Source organism: Allobosea sp. NPDC055332, from assembly GCF_053645455.1.
Genome location: NZ_JBSHMO010000004.1, coordinates 436406 through 453214, shown reverse-complemented (window position 1 = coordinate 453214; position 16809 = coordinate 436406). Strand labels below are relative to the sequence as shown.

11 protein-coding genes and 1 tRNA gene are annotated in these 16809 nt (G+C 66.4%); 6 read left to right on the top strand and 6 right to left on the bottom strand.

Features of this window, described 5'->3' with window-relative positions; all coding sequences use genetic code 11:
* Positions 1-22 precede the first annotated feature (22 nt).
* Positions 23-1432, top strand: coding sequence for an aminotransferase-like domain-containing protein (locus tag ACWIGM_RS23720; protein ID WP_454028426.1), 1410 nt, complete (start codon positions 23-25; stop codon positions 1430-1432).
* A gap of 84 nt (positions 1433-1516) precedes the next feature.
* Here ACWIGM_RS23720 and ACWIGM_RS23715 read toward each other — a convergent pair.
* A tRNA-Val gene (locus tag ACWIGM_RS23715) sits at positions 1517-1591 on the bottom strand.
* Between the two features lie 123 nt (positions 1592-1714).
* Positions 1715-2074: a cell cycle two-component system response regulator CpdR gene (gene cpdR, locus ACWIGM_RS23710; protein WP_038363805.1), complete on the bottom strand. Its 360-nt coding sequence runs from the start codon at positions 2072-2074 to the stop codon at positions 1715-1717.
* 290 nt (positions 2075-2364) lie between these two features.
* On the opposite strand from cpdR, the gene ACWIGM_RS23705 reads away from it, so the two are divergent.
* Together ACWIGM_RS23705 and hisN are read left to right on the top strand one after the other, a co-directional pair.
* On the top strand, positions 2365-3285 hold the full coding sequence (locus ACWIGM_RS23705) for an N-formylglutamate amidohydrolase (protein WP_454028425.1): 921 nt from the start codon (positions 2365-2367) through the stop codon (positions 3283-3285).
* A 342-nt stretch (positions 3286-3627) separates the two neighbouring features.
* Entirely contained in the window at positions 3628-4410 is a 783-nt protein-coding gene (hisN, locus tag ACWIGM_RS23700; protein WP_454028424.1) for a histidinol-phosphatase, read from the top strand.
* Here hisN and ACWIGM_RS23695 read toward each other — a convergent pair.
* The gene (locus ACWIGM_RS23695) at positions 4315-5370 is read right to left on the bottom strand and encodes an alpha/beta fold hydrolase (RefSeq protein ID WP_454028423.1); all 1056 of its coding nucleotides are present in this window, start codon (positions 5368-5370) and stop codon (positions 4315-4317) included. The two genes, hisN and ACWIGM_RS23695, sit on opposite strands and share 96 nt — an antisense overlap.
* A 176-nt stretch (positions 5371-5546) precedes the next feature.
* On the opposite strand from ACWIGM_RS23695, the gene ACWIGM_RS23690 reads away from it, so the two are divergent.
* Complete coding sequence (locus ACWIGM_RS23690; protein ID WP_454028422.1) at positions 5547-6008, top strand: Hsp20 family protein; 462 nt, start codon at positions 5547-5549, stop codon at positions 6006-6008.
* Positions 6009-6071: 63 nt separating this feature from the next.
* On the opposite strand, the gene ACWIGM_RS23685 is transcribed toward ACWIGM_RS23690, so the two are convergent.
* The 3 genes from ACWIGM_RS23685 to ACWIGM_RS23675 all read right to left on the bottom strand — a co-directional run bounded on the left by ACWIGM_RS23685 (position 6072) and on the right by ACWIGM_RS23675 (position 9949).
* Positions 6072-7790, bottom strand: coding sequence for an SMI1/KNR4 family protein (locus ACWIGM_RS23685; RefSeq protein ID WP_454028421.1), 1719 nt, complete (start codon positions 7788-7790; stop codon positions 6072-6074).
* 185 nt (positions 7791-7975) lie between these two features.
* Positions 7976-8788, bottom strand: a complete 813-nt coding sequence (locus ACWIGM_RS23680) for a hypothetical protein (protein WP_454028420.1) — start codon at positions 8786-8788, stop codon at positions 7976-7978.
* Positions 8789-8890: 102 nt separating this feature from the next.
* Positions 8891-9949 (bottom strand): threonine aldolase family protein, encoded by a 1059-nt coding sequence (locus ACWIGM_RS23675; protein WP_454028419.1) that lies wholly within the window; start codon positions 9947-9949, stop codon positions 8891-8893.
* A gap of 563 nt (positions 9950-10512) precedes the next feature.
* Between ACWIGM_RS23675 and gltB the strand changes: the two genes are divergently transcribed.
* Positions 10513-15267: a glutamate synthase large subunit gene (gene gltB / locus ACWIGM_RS23670; protein WP_454028756.1), complete on the top strand. Its 4755-nt coding sequence runs from the start codon at positions 10513-10515 to the stop codon at positions 15265-15267.
* Between the two features lie 4 nt (positions 15268-15271).
* Entirely contained in the window at positions 15272-16696 is a 1425-nt protein-coding gene (locus ACWIGM_RS23665) for a glutamate synthase subunit beta (RefSeq protein WP_454028418.1), read from the top strand.
* The last annotated feature ends 113 nt before the right edge of the window (positions 16697-16809 follow it).

Genomic DNA, 16809 nt, shown 5'->3' with positions numbered 1-16809 from the left:
GCTGGTACAGATGCGAGGCCCGATGGACGAGCAGGCCGACAGCAACCGCACCGGCGCGATCGTCGCCCGGATCAGCCGGATGATCGACGAGGGGCTGCTCCAGCCTGGCCGGCGCATGGCCTCGCTGCGGCTGGCCGCCGGCGAATACGGCGTCTCCAAGAATACCATGGTCGAGGTCTACGACCGGCTCGTCGCCAGCGGTCGGCTCGAAGCCCGCCGCGGGGCCGGCTTCTATGTCCGCGCGCCCGGGCAGCGGCCGAGCGAGGCGCCGCCGCCGCATATGAGCGAGGCGATCGACATCGTCTCGCTGCTGCGCGAGCAGCTCTGCCAGGTCCATCCGGTCCGCGTCGGCGACGGCCGCCCGCCGCGGTCGTGGATGGAGGATTCCGAGCTCGGACGGCATCTGCGCGTCCGCAGCGGCAAGAGCGACCTGCCGATCGAGCACGGCTATGGCGATCCGGTCGGCTATGCGCCCTTGCGTGCGCAGATCGGGCTGATGCTGGCCGAGCGCTCGATCCAGGTCTCGCCAGCGCAGATCCTGCTGACTTTCGGCGCCAACCACGCGCTCGACCTGATCATCCGGCAGCTGCTGCAGCCCGGCGATACCGTCCTGGTCGACAGCCCCGGCTACTACCCGCTCTTCGGCAAATTGAAGCTCGCCCGCATCGAGATGGCCGGCGTCAGGCGGCTCCCGGATGGGCCCGACCTCGACGACCTTGCCGCACAGATCGCGCGGCACCGGCCAAAGGTGTTCTTCACCCAGTCGCTGGCGCACAACCCGACCGGCGGCTCGATCGCCCTGCCGATCGCGCATCGCCTGCTGCAGATCGCCGCCCAGCACGATCTCATCATCGTCGAGGACGATCCCTTCGCCGACGTGATGCCGGCGAGCGCGCCGCGCCTCGCGGCGCTCGACCAGCTCGAGCGGGTGATTTATCTCGGCACCTTCTCGAAGACGCTCTCGGCCAGCCTGCGCATCGGCTATGTCGCCGCGAGCCCGGCGCTCGCCCGCTCGCTCGGCGACATGAAGATGCTGACCGTGGTCAACTCCTCTGGCTATCTGGAGCGGCTCGTCAGCGACCTGATCGCCAGCGGCCAGTATCGTCATCATCTCAAGCGTCTGAGGGAGCGAATCGGCAAGGCGACGCGCAGCGCCTTCGGCGGGCTGGAGCGCCTCGGCCTGCCGATCTTCTCGCGCCAGGGCGGCGGCTATTATCTCTGGGTCGGGTTGCCGCCGGGCCTCGACGACCTCGCGCTGGCGCGCCGCGCCTCGGAGCAGGGCATCTTCATCGCGCCCGGCACGGTCTTCATGCCCGAACGACATCAGCCTGAAAGTGATGACAGAGCGGCCGGCATGCGGGTGAACGTCGCCTATGCCGACGATCCCGCCTTCATGGCCTTCCTCCAGGCCGAGCTGGACAACGCCAAATAGCCCCGGAAGGCAGGCGGCCGGAATGCAGCGCTAAAAAGAAAGACCCGCCGAAGCGGGTCTTTCAATCTTCGTTTACGAAGGAAATGGTGGGCGCGACAGGGATCGAACCTGTGACCCCTACGATGTCAACGTAGTGCTCTCCCGCTGAGCTACGCGCCCGTTTCGCCCGAGGGCGTCCGGAACGACACCGGCCCGGGGGCGGCATCGCTGCGAGGTGGAGGGGCTATAGCGGAGGCGTGCGCGCCTTGCAAGGCGCTTAATCGGCTTCCTTGCAGGAAACCGTCACGCCGCCAGCAGCTTCTCGACCTCGTTGACCAGCTCGCGCAGATGGAAGGGCTTCGACAGCACCTTGGCATCCTTCGGCGTCTGCGAATCCGGATTGAGTGCCACCGCCGCAAAACCGGTGATGAACATCACCTTGATGTCGGGATCGAGCTCGGTGGCGCGGCGCGCCAGCTCGATGCCGTCCATCTCCGGCATGACGATGTCGGTCAGGAGCAGCTCGAACGGCTCCTCGCGCAACCGGTTGTAGGCGGATAGCCCGTTGTCGAACGAGGCGACGTCATAGCCTGCATTCTGCAGCGCCTTCACCAGGAAGCGGCGCATGTCGTTGTCGTCTTCGGCCAGGAGAATCTTCGTCATGGCGCCTTGCTTCGTCCGTGATGTTGCGCCGAGCCCACGCCACCCCGCCCCGTCAGGCTGGAAGCCGATCAGCTCGCCTCGTCGTCCCTCGTACCGGGTGGCCGTCCCTGCCATTCCGGGTGTCGCCGGTCCAGCGCGGCGCAGGCGAACTCAGCGCTCGCACACACCCAGATGGATCAGCCAGTTCTATTTGGCGACATTACGGTAAACAACCAGTGAAGGCGCATCGCTTCTCTGACGATAGGTCATCCCCTTCAACCGGCCGTCGCTTTGTGCTTGAGTTCACGGACATGACGCTGCCAGCTGGATTCTCTTTTCCCCGTCCGGACGACGTGATCGCCGAGATCGAACGGCCGTTCACGCTCTACCAGCCCGCGCTGCAGGTCGTCCCCGTCATCGTCGACGTGCCCCACGCCGGTCGGCGCTATCCGCGCGCCTTCGTCGAGGGCTCGCGCCTGCCGCTCCGGGCGCTGCGCCGGTCCGAGGATGCCTATGTCGATCTGCTCTTCTCGCAGGCGGTGGCGCTCGGCGCGCCTCTGCTCGTCGCCGAGTTCCCGCGTGCTTTTCTCGACGCCAACCGCGAGCCTTACGAGCTCGACCCGCGCATGTTCGACGGCCGGCTGCCCGGCTTTGCCAATACCCGCTCGCTGCGCGTCGCCGGCGGGCTCGGCACGATCCCGCGCATCGTCGGCGAGGCCTATGAGATCTATTCGGGCCGCATCCCGGTCGAGCACGCGCTGAACCGGATCGAAGAGCTCTACCGGCCCTATCACGCCGGCCTGCGCCATCTGGTGAACCGGACGCAGGCCAGTTTCGGCAGCTGCATCCTGGTCGATGCCCATTCCATGCCCTCGACCGGGCTCGACCGCGACGGCATCGCCAAGGCCGACATCATCCTCGGCGATCGCTTCGGCACCAGCGCCGCGAGCTTCGTCGTCGATGCCGCGGAGGAGGCGTTCACGCGGGCGGGACTCACCGTAACCCGCAACCGTCCCTATGCCGGCGGCTTCATCACCGAGCATTACGGCGCGCCCGGCTCAGGCGTGCATGCGCTGCAGATCGAAGTCAGCCGCGGCCTCTACATGAACGAGGCGACGCTCGAGCCGAGCAGTGGCTTTGCCGCCCTTCAGCGAGTGATCAGCGCGGCCATGGCCGAGTGCTTCGCACGCTGGAGCGGCTGGAGCGACGATTGGCGCCAGGCGGCGGAGTAAGGCCTTCAAACGCCGGCGCTGCCCTGTACTCCCAAAAGAAAAAGGGCCGCGCACTTTCGTGGCGGCCCGAAGTCTAGGGAGGAAACGCCCAAGGAGGGCAACGAAGGTTTGAAGCGATCTCCCCTTCGCAGTGCACAATAACTCGTTGCGCCGCAAAAAAGCAAGCTGTCGCGATCAATTTGTTATGCGTCATACGCATGTCAGGATCGCATATCTGAATCACGCAGGCCGATTTCGCAGCTCCGAATTGGCTGCCCCGAGCGCGCGTACCGAGAGCGCTTGTCTTCCCTGCCGCTGCACAGCATGAAGGCGGCACCCGGACGAACGCCGAAGGAACCCTGGATGAGCGCGGTCGATTTCACGGAATTCGTCGCCCGGCTGGCAACCCTGTCGGGCCAGGCGATCCTGCCCTTCTTCCGCGCCCGGCACACGACCGAGGACAAATCCGGCGGCGGCGTCTTCGATCCCGTCACGGAGGGCGATCGCGCCGGCGAGGACGTGATGCGCAACCTGATCAAGCGCACCTTCCCGGCCCATGGCATCCTTGGCGAGGAGTTCGGCTCCGAGAATGCCGACGCCGATTATGTCTGGGTGCTCGACCCGATCGACGGCACCCGTGCCTTCATCTCCGGCATTCCGGTCTGGGGCACGCTGATCGGGCTGACCCGCAAGGGCGTGCCGGTCTACGGCATGATGAACCAGCCCTTCACCGGCGAGCGCTATTCGGGCGACGGTCGCATGGCGCGCTACGAAGGACCGAACGGACCGCGCACGCTGCACACGCGCCAGGTGACTGATCTCGCCGAGGCGACGCTGATGACCACCAGCCCGCATCTCTTCGCGGAGGGGCAAAAGGCAGCATACCAGCGCGTCGAGAGCGCCGTGCGCATGGCCCGCTATGGCTGCGATTGCTATGCCTATTGCATGCTCGCTGCCGGCCATATCGATCTCGTCATCGAGAGCGGGCTGAAGCCCTACGACATCGTCGCGTTGATCCCGATCATCGAGGGCGCCGGCGGCATCGTCACCTCATGGGATGGCGGCAGCGCCGCCCAGGGCGGCACCATCCTCGCCGCCGGCAACAAGACCATGCACCAGGCCGCTCTCGCTCTGCTCAACGGCTGAGACGGACGCGGTCAGCTCCTCGCCAGGAATGAAGGCGTCGAAGGCGGCCCAGAACTGCGCCCGGATCGCGTCGCTCTCCATCAGGATCTCGTGGCGCGCCGTCGGCAGCACCAGGGCCGAGCCAGTCTTCAGCCGCGCCGCGAAGCGCTCGATCGCCGGTGTCGACACGACGGGATCCTGCCCGGCGGCGACGATCAGGGTCGGCACTCTGACTTCAAGCGGCGCGCGCGGCTGCGCCAGCCGGTCCATCAACTGAAAGGCGGCATGGATCCAGCCGACACTGGGGTCGCCGATGGCGAGCTCGCGCGCCGCCGCCGACAGCGCGGCATTGCGGGCATAGCGGGCCGGGTCCGAGCTCAGCCGGTTGCCCTCGAACGGCTTGGTGCCGATCGCGGTATCGCCGCCACCGGGCACGAAAGCCTTGCCGAAACCGAGCCAGTACAGCACCCGCGCCAGCCAGCGCGCCCCGCGCGGATTCTCGATCATGCTGATGCCGAGCATCGGCGCGATCGCGACCAGCCGCGCCACCGGCAGCGCCTCGCGCCTGGCGGCATCGAGGCAGATTGCCGCGCCCATCGAATGCGCCAGCGCAAAATAGGGCGCGGGAAAGCGTTCCTGCATCTGCGTCATGACCAGGGCAAGGTCGCGCTCATAATGCACGAGCCGGCCGACATGCCCCTTGCGCTGCCGGCCGATGAAGCGCTGCGAGCCGCCCTGCCCGCGCCAATCGAAGGTCAGGACATGAAAGCCGCGCCGGCGCAGCTCTGCGATCGTCTCGCTGTAGCGCTCGATGAACTCGGCCCGCCCCTGCGCGATCAGGACCGTGCCCTTCTCCCGCCGCACGGTGGGGCGCCAGCTCGCCAGCCGCAGGCGCGCGCCATCGCTGGTCGCAGCAAACCAGACCTTGCCATGGCCGGGCACCGGATAGTCCGGCTGGTGGAAGAATTCGGCCTCGGTCATCGGCGCTCCGGCGGATTCGCCACCTCGTTATGCCCCTCGGCACCCGGCCTTGAAAAGCCGGAAACGCCACCCAGATCATGGTGGCACAGGCCGTCAAGCGGCTGCGCACCCCAAACCTGGCCCGCGCTCACGAGGAGGCGGGCTGACACGAATGTCGCTTCCTCTGGAGGACAATCATGCGTTCCTACGATCTTTCCCCGCTTTATCGCTCGACCGTCGGCTTCGACCGCCTGTTCTCGCTGCTCGACCAGGCCACCAGCGTCGACAACGCGCCGAGCTATCCGCCCTACAACATCGAGCGCACCGCCGAGAACGCCTATCGCATCTCGATCGCGGTTGCCGGCTTCGGTGAATCCGACCTCTCGATCGAGAGCAAGGAGAACGCGCTGACCGTCCGTGGCGACAAGAAAGTCGCCGAGGATGCCGAGAAGCGCGAGGTCCTGCATCAGGGCATCGCCGCCCGCGCCTTCGAGCGTCGCTTCCAGCTCGCCGACTATGTCCAGGTCACCGGCGCCAGCCTTGAGAACGGGCTGCTCCATATCGACCTCGTCCGCGAGATCCCCGAGGCCAAGAAGCCGCGCCTGATTCCGATCGGCGCGCAGGGTGCCAAGGTGATCGAGGCCAAGAAGGCCGCGTAACCCCTCGCTATTGGCGCGATCTGCCAGAACCTCCCCGGGAAACCAGGGAGGTTTTTCTATGCGTCAGCCTGCTTCCGGGCCTGTGACATAACGGGTGAACAGACGCGCGAATTCCTGCTCGTGGACCTCGATCACACGTGCGGCGAAGGCCGCGAAGTCCAGGCCCATCATCGCGATCATGCCTTCATCGAGCCAGGCGTCGATGACCTGGTCGGGCATCGCCTCGGCGAACGACCTGAACGGATCGCGAAGCGTCTTTGCCTTCTTGCCGCGGCCCGTCACACGCTGGCCATCCTGCACGTCAGCCAGTCGATCGAGCCCGAACTTGTGTGCCTTGAGCTCGACGATCTGGCCACGGCGCGCACCGGCTGCGATCTGGCAATAGCCGTGGCTATCGGAGGCGATCGTCCCGGCAACCGGGTAAAGCAACTGTAATCGGGGCTCGTTCAGGCGGTTGGCGAAATCCTTCTCGAGACCACGCGCCGATTCGACCCAGCGCGGCCCCGCTTGATCGTCGATCCTGATCGGCCATGACTTCTGAAGGCCGTTGAGATCGTGGACCGCGAGTTCCCAATGAGTTTTTGCCTGGGCCGCCACCTCGGCTTTGAACGTCGCATGCACATCGTCGGCCAGCCCATCCCACAGTTTGATATACGGCCACTGGAACTGAATGCCGTTGGCCTCCATCAGCCAGGCGCGGAAGTCGTCACAGAATCGGTAGGGCAAGCCCGCCTCGAAAGCGTCGATCTCGGTCTCGCTGGCTGGCTTGAATTGCGCGCTCGTGAAGCCGCGCGGCCGCCGGCCGATCAGAATTTCGCGTGTATCGGTCAAGACCGGCAATACCGGATCATCTGGAAACGACACCGCGATGCCATAGCTACCGGATGTCGGCTCGACGCCGTTCTGTGTCAGCGCAGCCTTCAGGCGAAACGTCCCGTTGGTCTCGAGCATCAGCTCGTAGCTGCGCAAGGTCCCGCCACCCGGAGCGGTGAAGACCACGCTCGTGCGGATCGCGCGCGTTTCCTCCATCACGATCCGGACATGCCAGGCCAGCGCCTCGGCGGGCCCAACGACGAACTCTTGGCCCTGAAATGTCGAGAGTTCTTCGACCGCCTGCCAGGCGCCATTGATCACCAGATGGAGAAAGGCAGACTTCAGTTCGGCCTTCGCCGGCACCGGCGTCTTCGGGCGGTTGCGGTTCTCTTCCGCGAGCCTGTTGAGCAGGCGGTCGAGATTCTCCAGATGCTCGGCGAGGCCAACGGGGTAATGGGCCAGGAAACCGACCTTGAAACATTCGTCCAGAACCTGGTCGGGCGTCGCGTCGGCGAAGGTCTGGAAGGGAAGCGGATCTCTCTCTTCGTCGTCATCGGGATAGAGGCCGTCGGCGACATCGAGGAGCTCCCTCATCCCGCCATGCCAGACCTCATGGTCGAGCATCGCCAGCTGGCCGCGCCGCGCGCCGGCCGCGATCTGCAGCAAGAGATTGCCGCCGTGATCGATTCCGATCGGGTAGCAGATCGGCAGGTAGCGGCGATCGAAGAACCCGTCGAGCTCGCCGTCGACGCCATGGCTCTGCTCTGCGCTGCCGCCGAAAAGCCGGTGAACATGGTAGATCCAGTCATCGAGGTCCCGCAGCGCGAAGCGCTCATCGACCTCAAGGCCGTTATCGGTCCGCAGAAACGCCTTGTAGTCAGCGCAGAAGTCGACGCCGAGCCTTTGCTCGAAAGCTGCGACCTCGGCATCGGAAGCCGGCGGATAGGTTCTGTGCCGATAGTCGCGCATGACGCCCCTGTCGCACCCGAGCTTTTCAATCCGCAAAAGCGCGGGTGCCTTCCATGCCCCAAGTTACCGGTGGCTACCGGTGACCGATTGCACCGCGGTGACAGGTTTTCGATATGCTTCACGATGCGGAGGCCCGATCGCTCCGCAGAGCCGTCCCAGCCCTTCCACGCCCCGAGAGCGCGAACTCAGTTCGGCGGGTTGACCGGCGTGATCGGCGTTTCCGGCTTGGGCTGTGCCGTCTTCATCTCCTCGATCTGCACCGGCGGCAGCGTCGTATCGGGCGTCGGAATACCGCTCGGATGCGCGCGTGCCAGCGGCGGGGCGCGGTCGGGCTCGTCGGCGCCGCGGACATCCTGCGGGTTGACCAGCTTCGGCTTGCCGATCTCGCCGGGCGCGACCGACGGCACCGCGACGGGCTTCGCCGGAGCAGCATCCGGCTTCGGAGCTGCCGGCGAGGGTGGCATGACGGTCGCAGGCGCGCTCGCCTCGGCCGGTGGCTGCGTCGGCTTCAACGCGGCGGGCCGCTCCGGCGGGCGTGGCGTCAGCTTCTTCGGCGCCGGTCGTTCTTCCTCGCGCGGATCGAGCCTGACGGTCCGCGGCGGCTGCAGCACGATGCGATCGATCAGATCACCGCTGAAGCGATCGATGACCAGCCGCACCCGCGACCCGTTCGCCGCCAGGCCGTCGACGATGAGGGCCGAGCGGGTCCGCACCGTCCGCTGCACCTCGCGCAGGCCGAATTCCTGAGCTGCGCCGCGCTCGAGAGACCGCGGCGGGATCGGCGTTGCCCGGCGCGGCGCATAGCCATAGCGCGGCCCGTAATCATCGTCGTAGTCATAGCCGTAGCTATAGCCGTAACGGGCGTAGCCGCCGCCGTAATCGTCGAGCTGCGCCAAAGCGGGGCCGCTCGCACCGGCCATCGCGGCCAGGATAGCAAGGCCGGCCAGCCGAGGGCGCAAGGAGCGCGGCTTGGCGGCGGGCGAAACCAGGACTGCCATGGTCTGTCCTCTGTCAGACGAAATTTGCAGTCTTCAGTTCTTGATAAGGATTGCGGCGCGCTTGCGGCGTGAATCGGCTGGGAAACAGGCTCTTTCCAGCGTCTAGACAGCAGCCAGCACGGCCGCGAGTCGGTCGACCTCCTCGGCCTGGGTCGCGAAGGAGCAGACGAAGCGCCCGACCACCTCTCCGGTCAGGAGCTCCGCCCCACCCGGCAGCGCCGCATCGGACCAGGCGATGTATTGCACGCCCTGCGCCGCCAGAACCGCCTGCGCCTGCGGCGACAGCACCAGGAAGACCTCGTTCGCCTCGCAGGCCCAGGCCAGCCGGAGCTTGCCTCCGGTCTCGACAGCTCGCGCGAGACGCTTGGCCATCGCATTGGCGTGACGCGCGAGATCGAGCCAATGCCCGTCAGCAAGCAGCCCCTCGAACTGCGCCCCGATCAACCGGCCCTTGGACAGAGTGTGCCCCGCACGCTTGCGGCGCCATGGCATCTCGCCGGCATCGGCCGGATCGAAGACGATCACGGCTTCAGCGGCGAAGGCGCCGTTCTTGGTGCCGCCGAAGGAGAGCACATCGACGCCTGCCTTCCAGGTAATCTCGGCAGGCGTGCAATCGAGCGCAACGAGCGCATTGGCGAAGCGGGCGCCGTCCATATGCAGCTTCAGCCCGCGCGGCGCGACCGCCTGCTTGAGCGCCGCGATCTCGGCTGGCGTGTAGACCAACCCGCACTCGGTCGCCTGCGTGATCGACAGCATCTGCGGCTGGACCTGGTGCACGGCTCCCGCACGCATGCGCGCGAGCTGGTCGGTGACGACCTCCGGTGCGAGCTTGCAGCCGTCACCGGGCAGGCCGACGATCTTCGCCCCGCCGGTGAAGAATTCGGGCGCGCCGCATTCATCCGAGGCGATGTGCGCCTCGTGATGGCAGAGCACCGCCCCCCAGGGCTGGACCAGGCTCGCCAGCGCCAATGAATTCGCCGCCGTGCCGGTGCTGACCAGGAAGACCGCGACCTCGCGCTCGAACAGCTCCGCGAACAGGGCCTCGACCCGCTTCGTCCAGGCATCGTTGCCATAGGCGGCGGAAAAACCGTCATTGGCGGCCGCCATCGCCCGCATCACCGGCGCGCTCGCCCCGGCCAGATTGTCGCTGACGAAATTCATGAAGCTGGCATCCGGCGAGCGCTGAGAGGGTCCTGACCGATAAGCAGCCTCCTGCCGCAGCGCAATCCGCGCCGACGCAGGGCAGCCCCGATTCCGTCGATCGACAACTTCCGGCTTGGCTCACCGGCCGGCGTGATGTGAAAATGTCCGGACAAAGATAGAGATCGCAATAAAATGTCGCCGCAGTGCAAAATCGACGCTTGTGCCCAGATTGGAATTCTGGCAAGGTCAAGGCAATAGGACAGCGATGCTGTCCCATTTCAGAGGGCCTCGCCGAGGCCCCGGCGCAGGCGGATGGAGCGGACGATGACGGGAGGTACGGCGAACAAAGCCAAAGCCAACCGTACGACGCGCGCCGCCCGCAAAACGGCGGCGTAACCAGGCGCGGCAGGGCTGACCAAAGCCCGAGGCGCCTGCGGAGGACGCGGGCGCAAGACCAGACCAGCGCAAGCAACCTTCGCAAACCGAGAATAAAGCCGAACCGGCCCGATCCTTGCTCGACAAGGTGGACGCCGGAGCGGCGGTGGACTTTGGCTGGCTCCCGAGCCGATGCTGCGGGGCCGATGCGGGCGGAGGTGACGATGAGCGAGAGCAGGAAGGCGAGCGCGATGGCCGAGACTACTGCTAAAGCTGCCACCACGACGACGACCGCTTTCGAGCGTTTCCCCGAGGTGCGCGATCCGGCCATGCCGGCCCGCCAGGGCCTCTACGATCCGTCCTATGAGAAGGATTCCTGCGGCGTCGGCTTCATCGCCGACATGAAGAACCGCAAGAGCCATGCGATCGTCGCGCAGGGCCTGCAGATCCTGCACAATATCGACCATCGCGGCGCGGTCGGCGCCGATCCCAAGCTCGGCGACGGCTGCGGCATCCTCACCCAGATCCCGCATCGCTTCTTCAAGGAAGAGTGCGCGGCGATCGGCATCGAATTGCCCGAGCCCGGCCATTACGCCATCGGCCAGTTCTTCATGCCGCAGGAGGCCGACAACCGCGCCGTCTGCGAGGAGATAGTCGCCCAGACGGTCGAAGAGGAAGGCCTGATCTTCCTCGGCTGGCGCGACGTGCCGGTCGACAACAGCGACCTCGGCGAGGCCGTCAAGGAGACCGAGCCCTGCCATCGCCAGATCTTCGTCGGCCGCCCCGCCGGGCTCGTCAGCGAGGACGAGTTCGAGCGCCGGGTCTATGTCCTCAGAAAGTCGGTCTCGAACAAGGTCTACAAGCGCCATGACCGGGCGACCGCGACCTATTACCCGGTCTCCTTCTCCTGCCGGACCATCGTCTACAAGGGCATGGTGCTGGTCACCCAGCTCGGCGCCTATTTCAAGGACCTGACCGACGAGCGCTTCGAGAGCGCGCTCGCCCTCGTCCACCAGCGCTTCGCCACCAACACCTTCCCGTCCTGGCGCCTCGCCCATCCCTACCGGATGGTCGCCCATAACGGCGAGATCAACACGCTGCGCGGCAACGTCAACTGGATGGCGGCCCGCCAGGCCTCGGTCGATTCCGAGCTCTTCGGCGCCGACATCTCCAAGCTCTGGCCGATCTCCTATGAGGGCCAGTCCGACACCGCCTGCTTCGACAACGCTCTCGAATTCCTGGTCCAGGGCGGCTATTCGCTCGCCCACGCCATGATGATGCTGGTGCCGGAGGCCTGGGCCGGCAACCCGCTGATGGATGAGAGCCGGCGCGCCTTCTACGAGTACCACGCGGCGCTGATGGAGCCCTGGGACGGCCCGGCCGCGATCGCCTTCACCGACGGCCGCCAGATCGGCGCGACGCTCGACCGCAACGGCCTGCGCCCCGCGCGCTATCTCGTCACCGATGACGGGCTGGTCGTGCTCGCCTCGGAATTCGGCGTGCTGCCGATCCCGGAGGAGAAGATCGTCCAGAAGTGGCGGCTCCAGCCCGGCAAGATGCTGCTGATCGACCTCGAAGAGGGCCGCATCATTGGCGACGACGAGATCAAGAGCACCCTCTGTCTCGCCAATCCCTACAAGGACTGGCTGAAGCGCACCCAGATCGTGCTCGAGGAGCTGCCGCCGGTCGAAGCGCGCGCCTCGCGCACCGACGTCGCCCTGCTCGATCGCCAGCAATCCTTCGGCTACAGCCAGGAAGACACCAAGATCCTGATGGCGCCGATGGCGGTGACCGGCCAGGAAGCCGTCGGCTCGATGGGCACGGATACGCCGATCTCGGCGCTCTCCTCGAAGTCGAAGCTGCTCTACACCTATTTCAAGCAGAACTTCGCCCAGGTCACCAACCCGGCGATCGACCCGATCCGCGAGGAGCTCGTGATGAGCCTCCTCTCCTTCATCGGGCCGCGGCCGAACATCCTCGACCTCGAGGGCACCTCGCGCCGCAAGCGCCTGGAAGTGCGCCAGCCGATCCTGACCAATGACGATCTCGAGAAGATCCGCTGTATCGGTCACTACGAGGATCGCTTCGACACCAAGACGCTCGACATCACCTATCCGACGCGCGAGGGCGCGGCCGGCATGGAAGGCGCGATCGAGCGCCTGTGCGAGCGCGCCGAAGCGGCCGTCCATGGCGGCTACAACATCATCATCCTCTCTGACCGGCAGGTCGGGCCGGACCGCATCCCGATCCCGGCGCTGCTGGCGACGGCGGCCGTCCACCATCACCTGATCCGCAAGGGCTTGCGCACCTCGGTCGGCCTCGTGCTGGAATCGGGCGAGCCGCGCGAGATCCACCATTTCGCTTTGCTCGCCGGCTTCGGCGCCGAGGCGATCAACCCCTATCTCGCCTTCGAGACGCTGGAGGCGCTGTACGAGGCCGGCGAGTTCCCGCCGGAGGTCGACCGCTACGAAGTGGTCAAGCGCTTCATCAAGTCGGTCGGCAAGGGCCTGCTCAAGGTCATGTCCAAGATGGGCATCTCGACCTACCAGTCCTATTGCGGCGCCCAGATCTTCGACGCCGTCGGCCTGCGCACGCAGTTCATCGACAAGTACTTCACCGGCACCATCTCCTCGATCGAGGGCGTCGGCCTCGCCGAGATCGCCGAGGAGAGCGTGCGCCGCCATCGCGACGCCTTCGGCGACTCCCCGGTCTATCGCGACACGCTCGACATCGGCGGCGAATATGCCTTCCGCCTGCGCGGCGAGGCGCATGCCTGGACGCCGGAGAACATCGCGCTGCTGCAGCACGCCGTGCGCGGCAACGCCCGCGACAAGTTCAAGGCCTATTCCGAGCTGGTCAACGACCAGAGCGAGAAGCTCTCGACCATTCGCGGCCTGTTCCACGTCAAGATGGCCGATGAGCTCGGCCGCAAGGCCGTGCCGCTCGACGAGGTCGAGAGCGCGGTCTCGATCGTCAAGCGCTTCTCCACCGGCGCCATGTCCTTCGGCTCGATCAGCCATGAGGCCCATTCGACGCTGGCGCTGGCCATGAACGCGATCGGCGGCAAGTCGAACACCGGCGAGGGCGGCGAGGAGCCCGAGCGCTTCAAGCCGCTGCCGGATGGCCGCTCGATGCGCTCGGCGATCAAGCAGGTCGCGTCGGGCCGCTTCGGCGTCACCACCGAATATCTCGTCAACTCGCAGATGATGCAGATCAAGGTCTCGCAGGGCGCCAAGCCCGGCGAGGGCGGCCAGCTGCCCGGCCACAAGGTCGATGCCCGCATCGCCAAGGTCCGGCATTCGACTCCGGGCGTCGGCCTGATCTCGCCGCCGCCGCATCACGACATCTATTCGATCGAGGATCTCGCCCAGCTGATCTTCGACCTGAAGAACGTCAACCCGGCGGCGGACGTCTCGGTCAAGCTCGTCTCCGAGCTCGGCGTCGGCACCGTCGCCGCCGGCGTCGCCAAGGCGCGCGCCGACCACATCACCATTGCCGGCTATGAGGGCGGCACCGGCGCTTCGCCGCTGACCTCGATCAAGCATGCCGGCTCGCCCTGGGAGATCGGCCTCGCCGAGACCCACCAGATCCTGGTGATGAACAAGCTGCGCGGCCGCATCGCGCTCCAGGTTGACGGTGGCCTGCGTACCGGCCGCGACATCATCGTCGGCGCGCTGCTCGGCGCCGACGAGTTCGGCTTCGCAACGGCGCCGCTGATCGCCGCCGGCTGCATCATGATGCGCAAGTGCCATCTCAACACCTGCCCGGTCGGCGTCGCCACCCAGGACCCGGTGCTGCGCAAGCGCTTCAAGGGCACGCCCGAGCACGTCATCAACTTCTTCTTCTTCCTCGCCGAGGACGTGCGCGAGATCATGGCCGAGATGGGCGTGAAGAGCTTCGACGAGCTCGTCGGCCGCTCCGACTGGCTCGACAAGAAGGAGGCGATCGACCACTGGAAGGCCAAGGGGCTCGACTTCGCCCGCATCTTCCACAAGCCGGAGCCAGGCAAGGGCGTCGCCATCCGCAATGTCGAACGTCAGGTTCACCCGATCGAATCGGTGCTCGACCGCACGTTGATCGCCAAGGCCGGCGCCTCGCTCGATACGGCTGCTCCGGTGGTGATCGAGAGTGCGATCCGCAATGTCGACCGCTCGACCGGCGCGATGATCTCGGGCGAGATCGCCAAGCGCCACGGCTCGATCGGCCTGCCCGAGGACACCATCACGGTGAAGCTCACCGGCACCGCCGGCCAGAGCTTCGGCGCCTGGGTCGCCGGCGGCCTGACGCTCGACCTCACCGGCCAGGCCAACGACTATGTCGGCAAAGGCCTGTCGGGCGGCAAGCTGATCATCCGGCCCGATGCCAAGTCGCGCGCCGTCGCGGAGGAGGCGATCATCGTCGGCAACACCGTGCTCTACGGCGCGATCTCCGGCGAATGCTACTTCCGCGGCGTCGCCGGCGAGCGCTTCGCCGTGCGCAATTCCGGTGCGGTCGCGGTGGTCGAGGGCACCGGCGACCATGGCTGCGAATACATGACCGGCGGCGTCGTCGTCGTGCTCGGCCAGACCGGTCGCAATTTCGCGGCCGGCATGTCGGGCGGCATCGCCTATGTCCTCGACGAGGACAAGAGCTTCGCCAAGCGCTGCAACCTCTCAATGGTCGATCTCGAGCCGGTGCCGGAGGAGGAGGAGCTGACCCAGCGCCTCTACCACCATGGCGGCGACCTTGAGTTCAAGGGCCGCATCGACGTCATGGCCAACATGTCCGGCTACGACGCCGAGCGCCTGCATCAGCTCATCGCCAACCACCTGAAATACACCGGGTCGGCGCGGGCGCAGGCCATTTTGGAGAACTGGGCGGACTACCTGCCCAAATTCGTCAAGGTGATGCCGGTCGAGTACCGGCGCGCACTACTGGAAATCGAGCGGGCACAGGCCGGCGTCTCGGTCGCGGCGGAGTGAGACGATGGGCAAGGTAACCGGCTTCCTCGAGATCGACCGCCGCGACCGGAAGTATCGTCCGGCCTCGGATCGCATTCGCAACTACAAGGAATTCATCATCCCGCTCGGTCCCGAGGCGACCCGGGACCAGGCGGCGCGCTGCATGAATTGCGGCATCCCGTATTGTCACAATGGCTGCCCGGTCAACAACCAGATCCCGGACTGGAACGATCTCGTCTACAACGACAAGTGGCAGGAAGCGCTCGGCAACCTGCACTCGACCAACAATTTCCCGGAGTTCACCGGCCGCGTCTGCCCTGCCCCGTGCGAGGCATCCTGCACGCTGAACCTCGAGGACACCCCGGTCACCATCAAGTCGATCGAATGCGCGATCGTCGACAAGGGCTGGGAAGAAGGCTGGATCGTTCCCGAGCCGGCCTCCACGAAGACGGGCAAGAAGATCGCGATCATCGGCTCGGGCCCGGCTGGCCTCGCTGCCGCGCAGCAGCTCGCCCGCGTCGGCCACGAGGTCCATGTCTATGAGCGCCAGGGCCGCGCCGGAGGCCTGCTGCGCTACGGCATTCCCGACTTCAAGATGGAGAAGTCGCATGTCGATCGGCGCATCGCCCAGATGGAGGCCGAAGGCGTCGTCTTCCACTACGGCGTCAATGTCGGCATCGACATCGACCCGCAGGAGCTGCTCGCCCAGTACGACGCCATCGGCCTGACCGGCGGCGCCGAGAAGCCACGCGACCTGCCGATCGAGGGCCGCGATCTCGACGGCGTCCAGTTCGCCATGGACTTCCTGCCGCAGCAGAACCGCCGCAATGGCGGCGAGCCAGATACGACGGGCAATGCCCGCCCGATCCTCGCCGGCGGCAAGCATGTCGTCGTCATTGGCGGCGGCGACACCGGCTCGGACTGCATCGGCACGTCGGTGCGCCAGGGCGCGCTCTCGGTCACCCAGCTCGAGATCATGCCGCAGCCGCCGGAGAAGGAGAACAAGGCGCTGACCTGGCCGAACTGGCCGTTGAAGCTGCGGACGTCCTCCAGCCACGAGGAAGGCGCCGAGCGCGACTTCGCCGTAGGTACCGTCAAGTTCACCGGCGAGAACGGCAAGGTGAAGACCCTGCACTGCGCCAAGGTCGACGCCAGCTTCAAGCCGATCGAGGGCAGCGAGTTCCAGCTGAAGGCCGATCTCGTCCTGCTCGCCATGGGCTTCGTCTCGCCGGTGCATGACGGGCTCCTGCAGAAGCTCGGCGTCAAGATCGACGGGCGCGGCAATGTCGAGGCGAACATGGCGGCCTACAAGACCTCGGTCGAGAAGGTCTTCGCCGCCGGCGACATGCGCCGCGGCCAGTCGCTGGTGGTCTGGGCGATCCGCGAGGGCCGCCAGATGGCGCACTCGATCGACAAGCACCTGATGGGCGAGACCATCCTGCCGCGCTGAGCGGCAGGAGTTTCGGGCCTCACGAGAACCTCGACGTCATGCTCGCCCTTGTGGCGAGCATCCACGTCTTGAGGACCTCTTGCCTGAAGGAAGACGTGGATGGTCGGGACAAG

Coding starts and splice junctions, on each gene's coding strand:
- ACWIGM_RS23720 (WP_454028426.1), top strand. CDS start 23: ATGGACGAGCAGGCCGACAGCAACCGCACCGGCGCGATCGTCGCCCGG.
- cpdR (WP_038363805.1), bottom strand. CDS start 2,074: ATGACGAAGATTCTCCTGGCCGAAGACGACAACGACATGCGCCGCTTC.
- ACWIGM_RS23705 (WP_454028425.1), top strand. CDS start 2,365: ATGACGCTGCCAGCTGGATTCTCTTTTCCCCGTCCGGACGACGTGATC.
- hisN (WP_454028424.1), top strand. CDS start 3,628: ATGAGCGCGGTCGATTTCACGGAATTCGTCGCCCGGCTGGCAACCCTG.
- ACWIGM_RS23695 (WP_454028423.1), bottom strand. CDS start 5,370: ATGACCGAGGCCGAATTCTTCCACCAGCCGGACTATCCGGTGCCCGGC.
- ACWIGM_RS23690 (WP_454028422.1), top strand. CDS start 5,547: ATGCGTTCCTACGATCTTTCCCCGCTTTATCGCTCGACCGTCGGCTTC.
- ACWIGM_RS23685 (WP_454028421.1), bottom strand. CDS start 7,790: ATGCGCGACTATCGGCACAGAACCTATCCGCCGGCTTCCGATGCCGAG.
- ACWIGM_RS23680 (WP_454028420.1), bottom strand. CDS start 8,788: ATGGCAGTCCTGGTTTCGCCCGCCGCCAAGCCGCGCTCCTTGCGCCCT.
- ACWIGM_RS23675 (WP_454028419.1), bottom strand. CDS start 9,949: ATGAATTTCGTCAGCGACAATCTGGCCGGGGCGAGCGCGCCGGTGATG.
- gltB (WP_454028756.1), top strand. CDS start 10,513: ATGCGGGCGGAGGTGACGATGAGCGAGAGCAGGAAGGCGAGCGCGATG.
- ACWIGM_RS23665 (WP_454028418.1), top strand. CDS start 15,272: ATGGGCAAGGTAACCGGCTTCCTCGAGATCGACCGCCGCGACCGGAAG.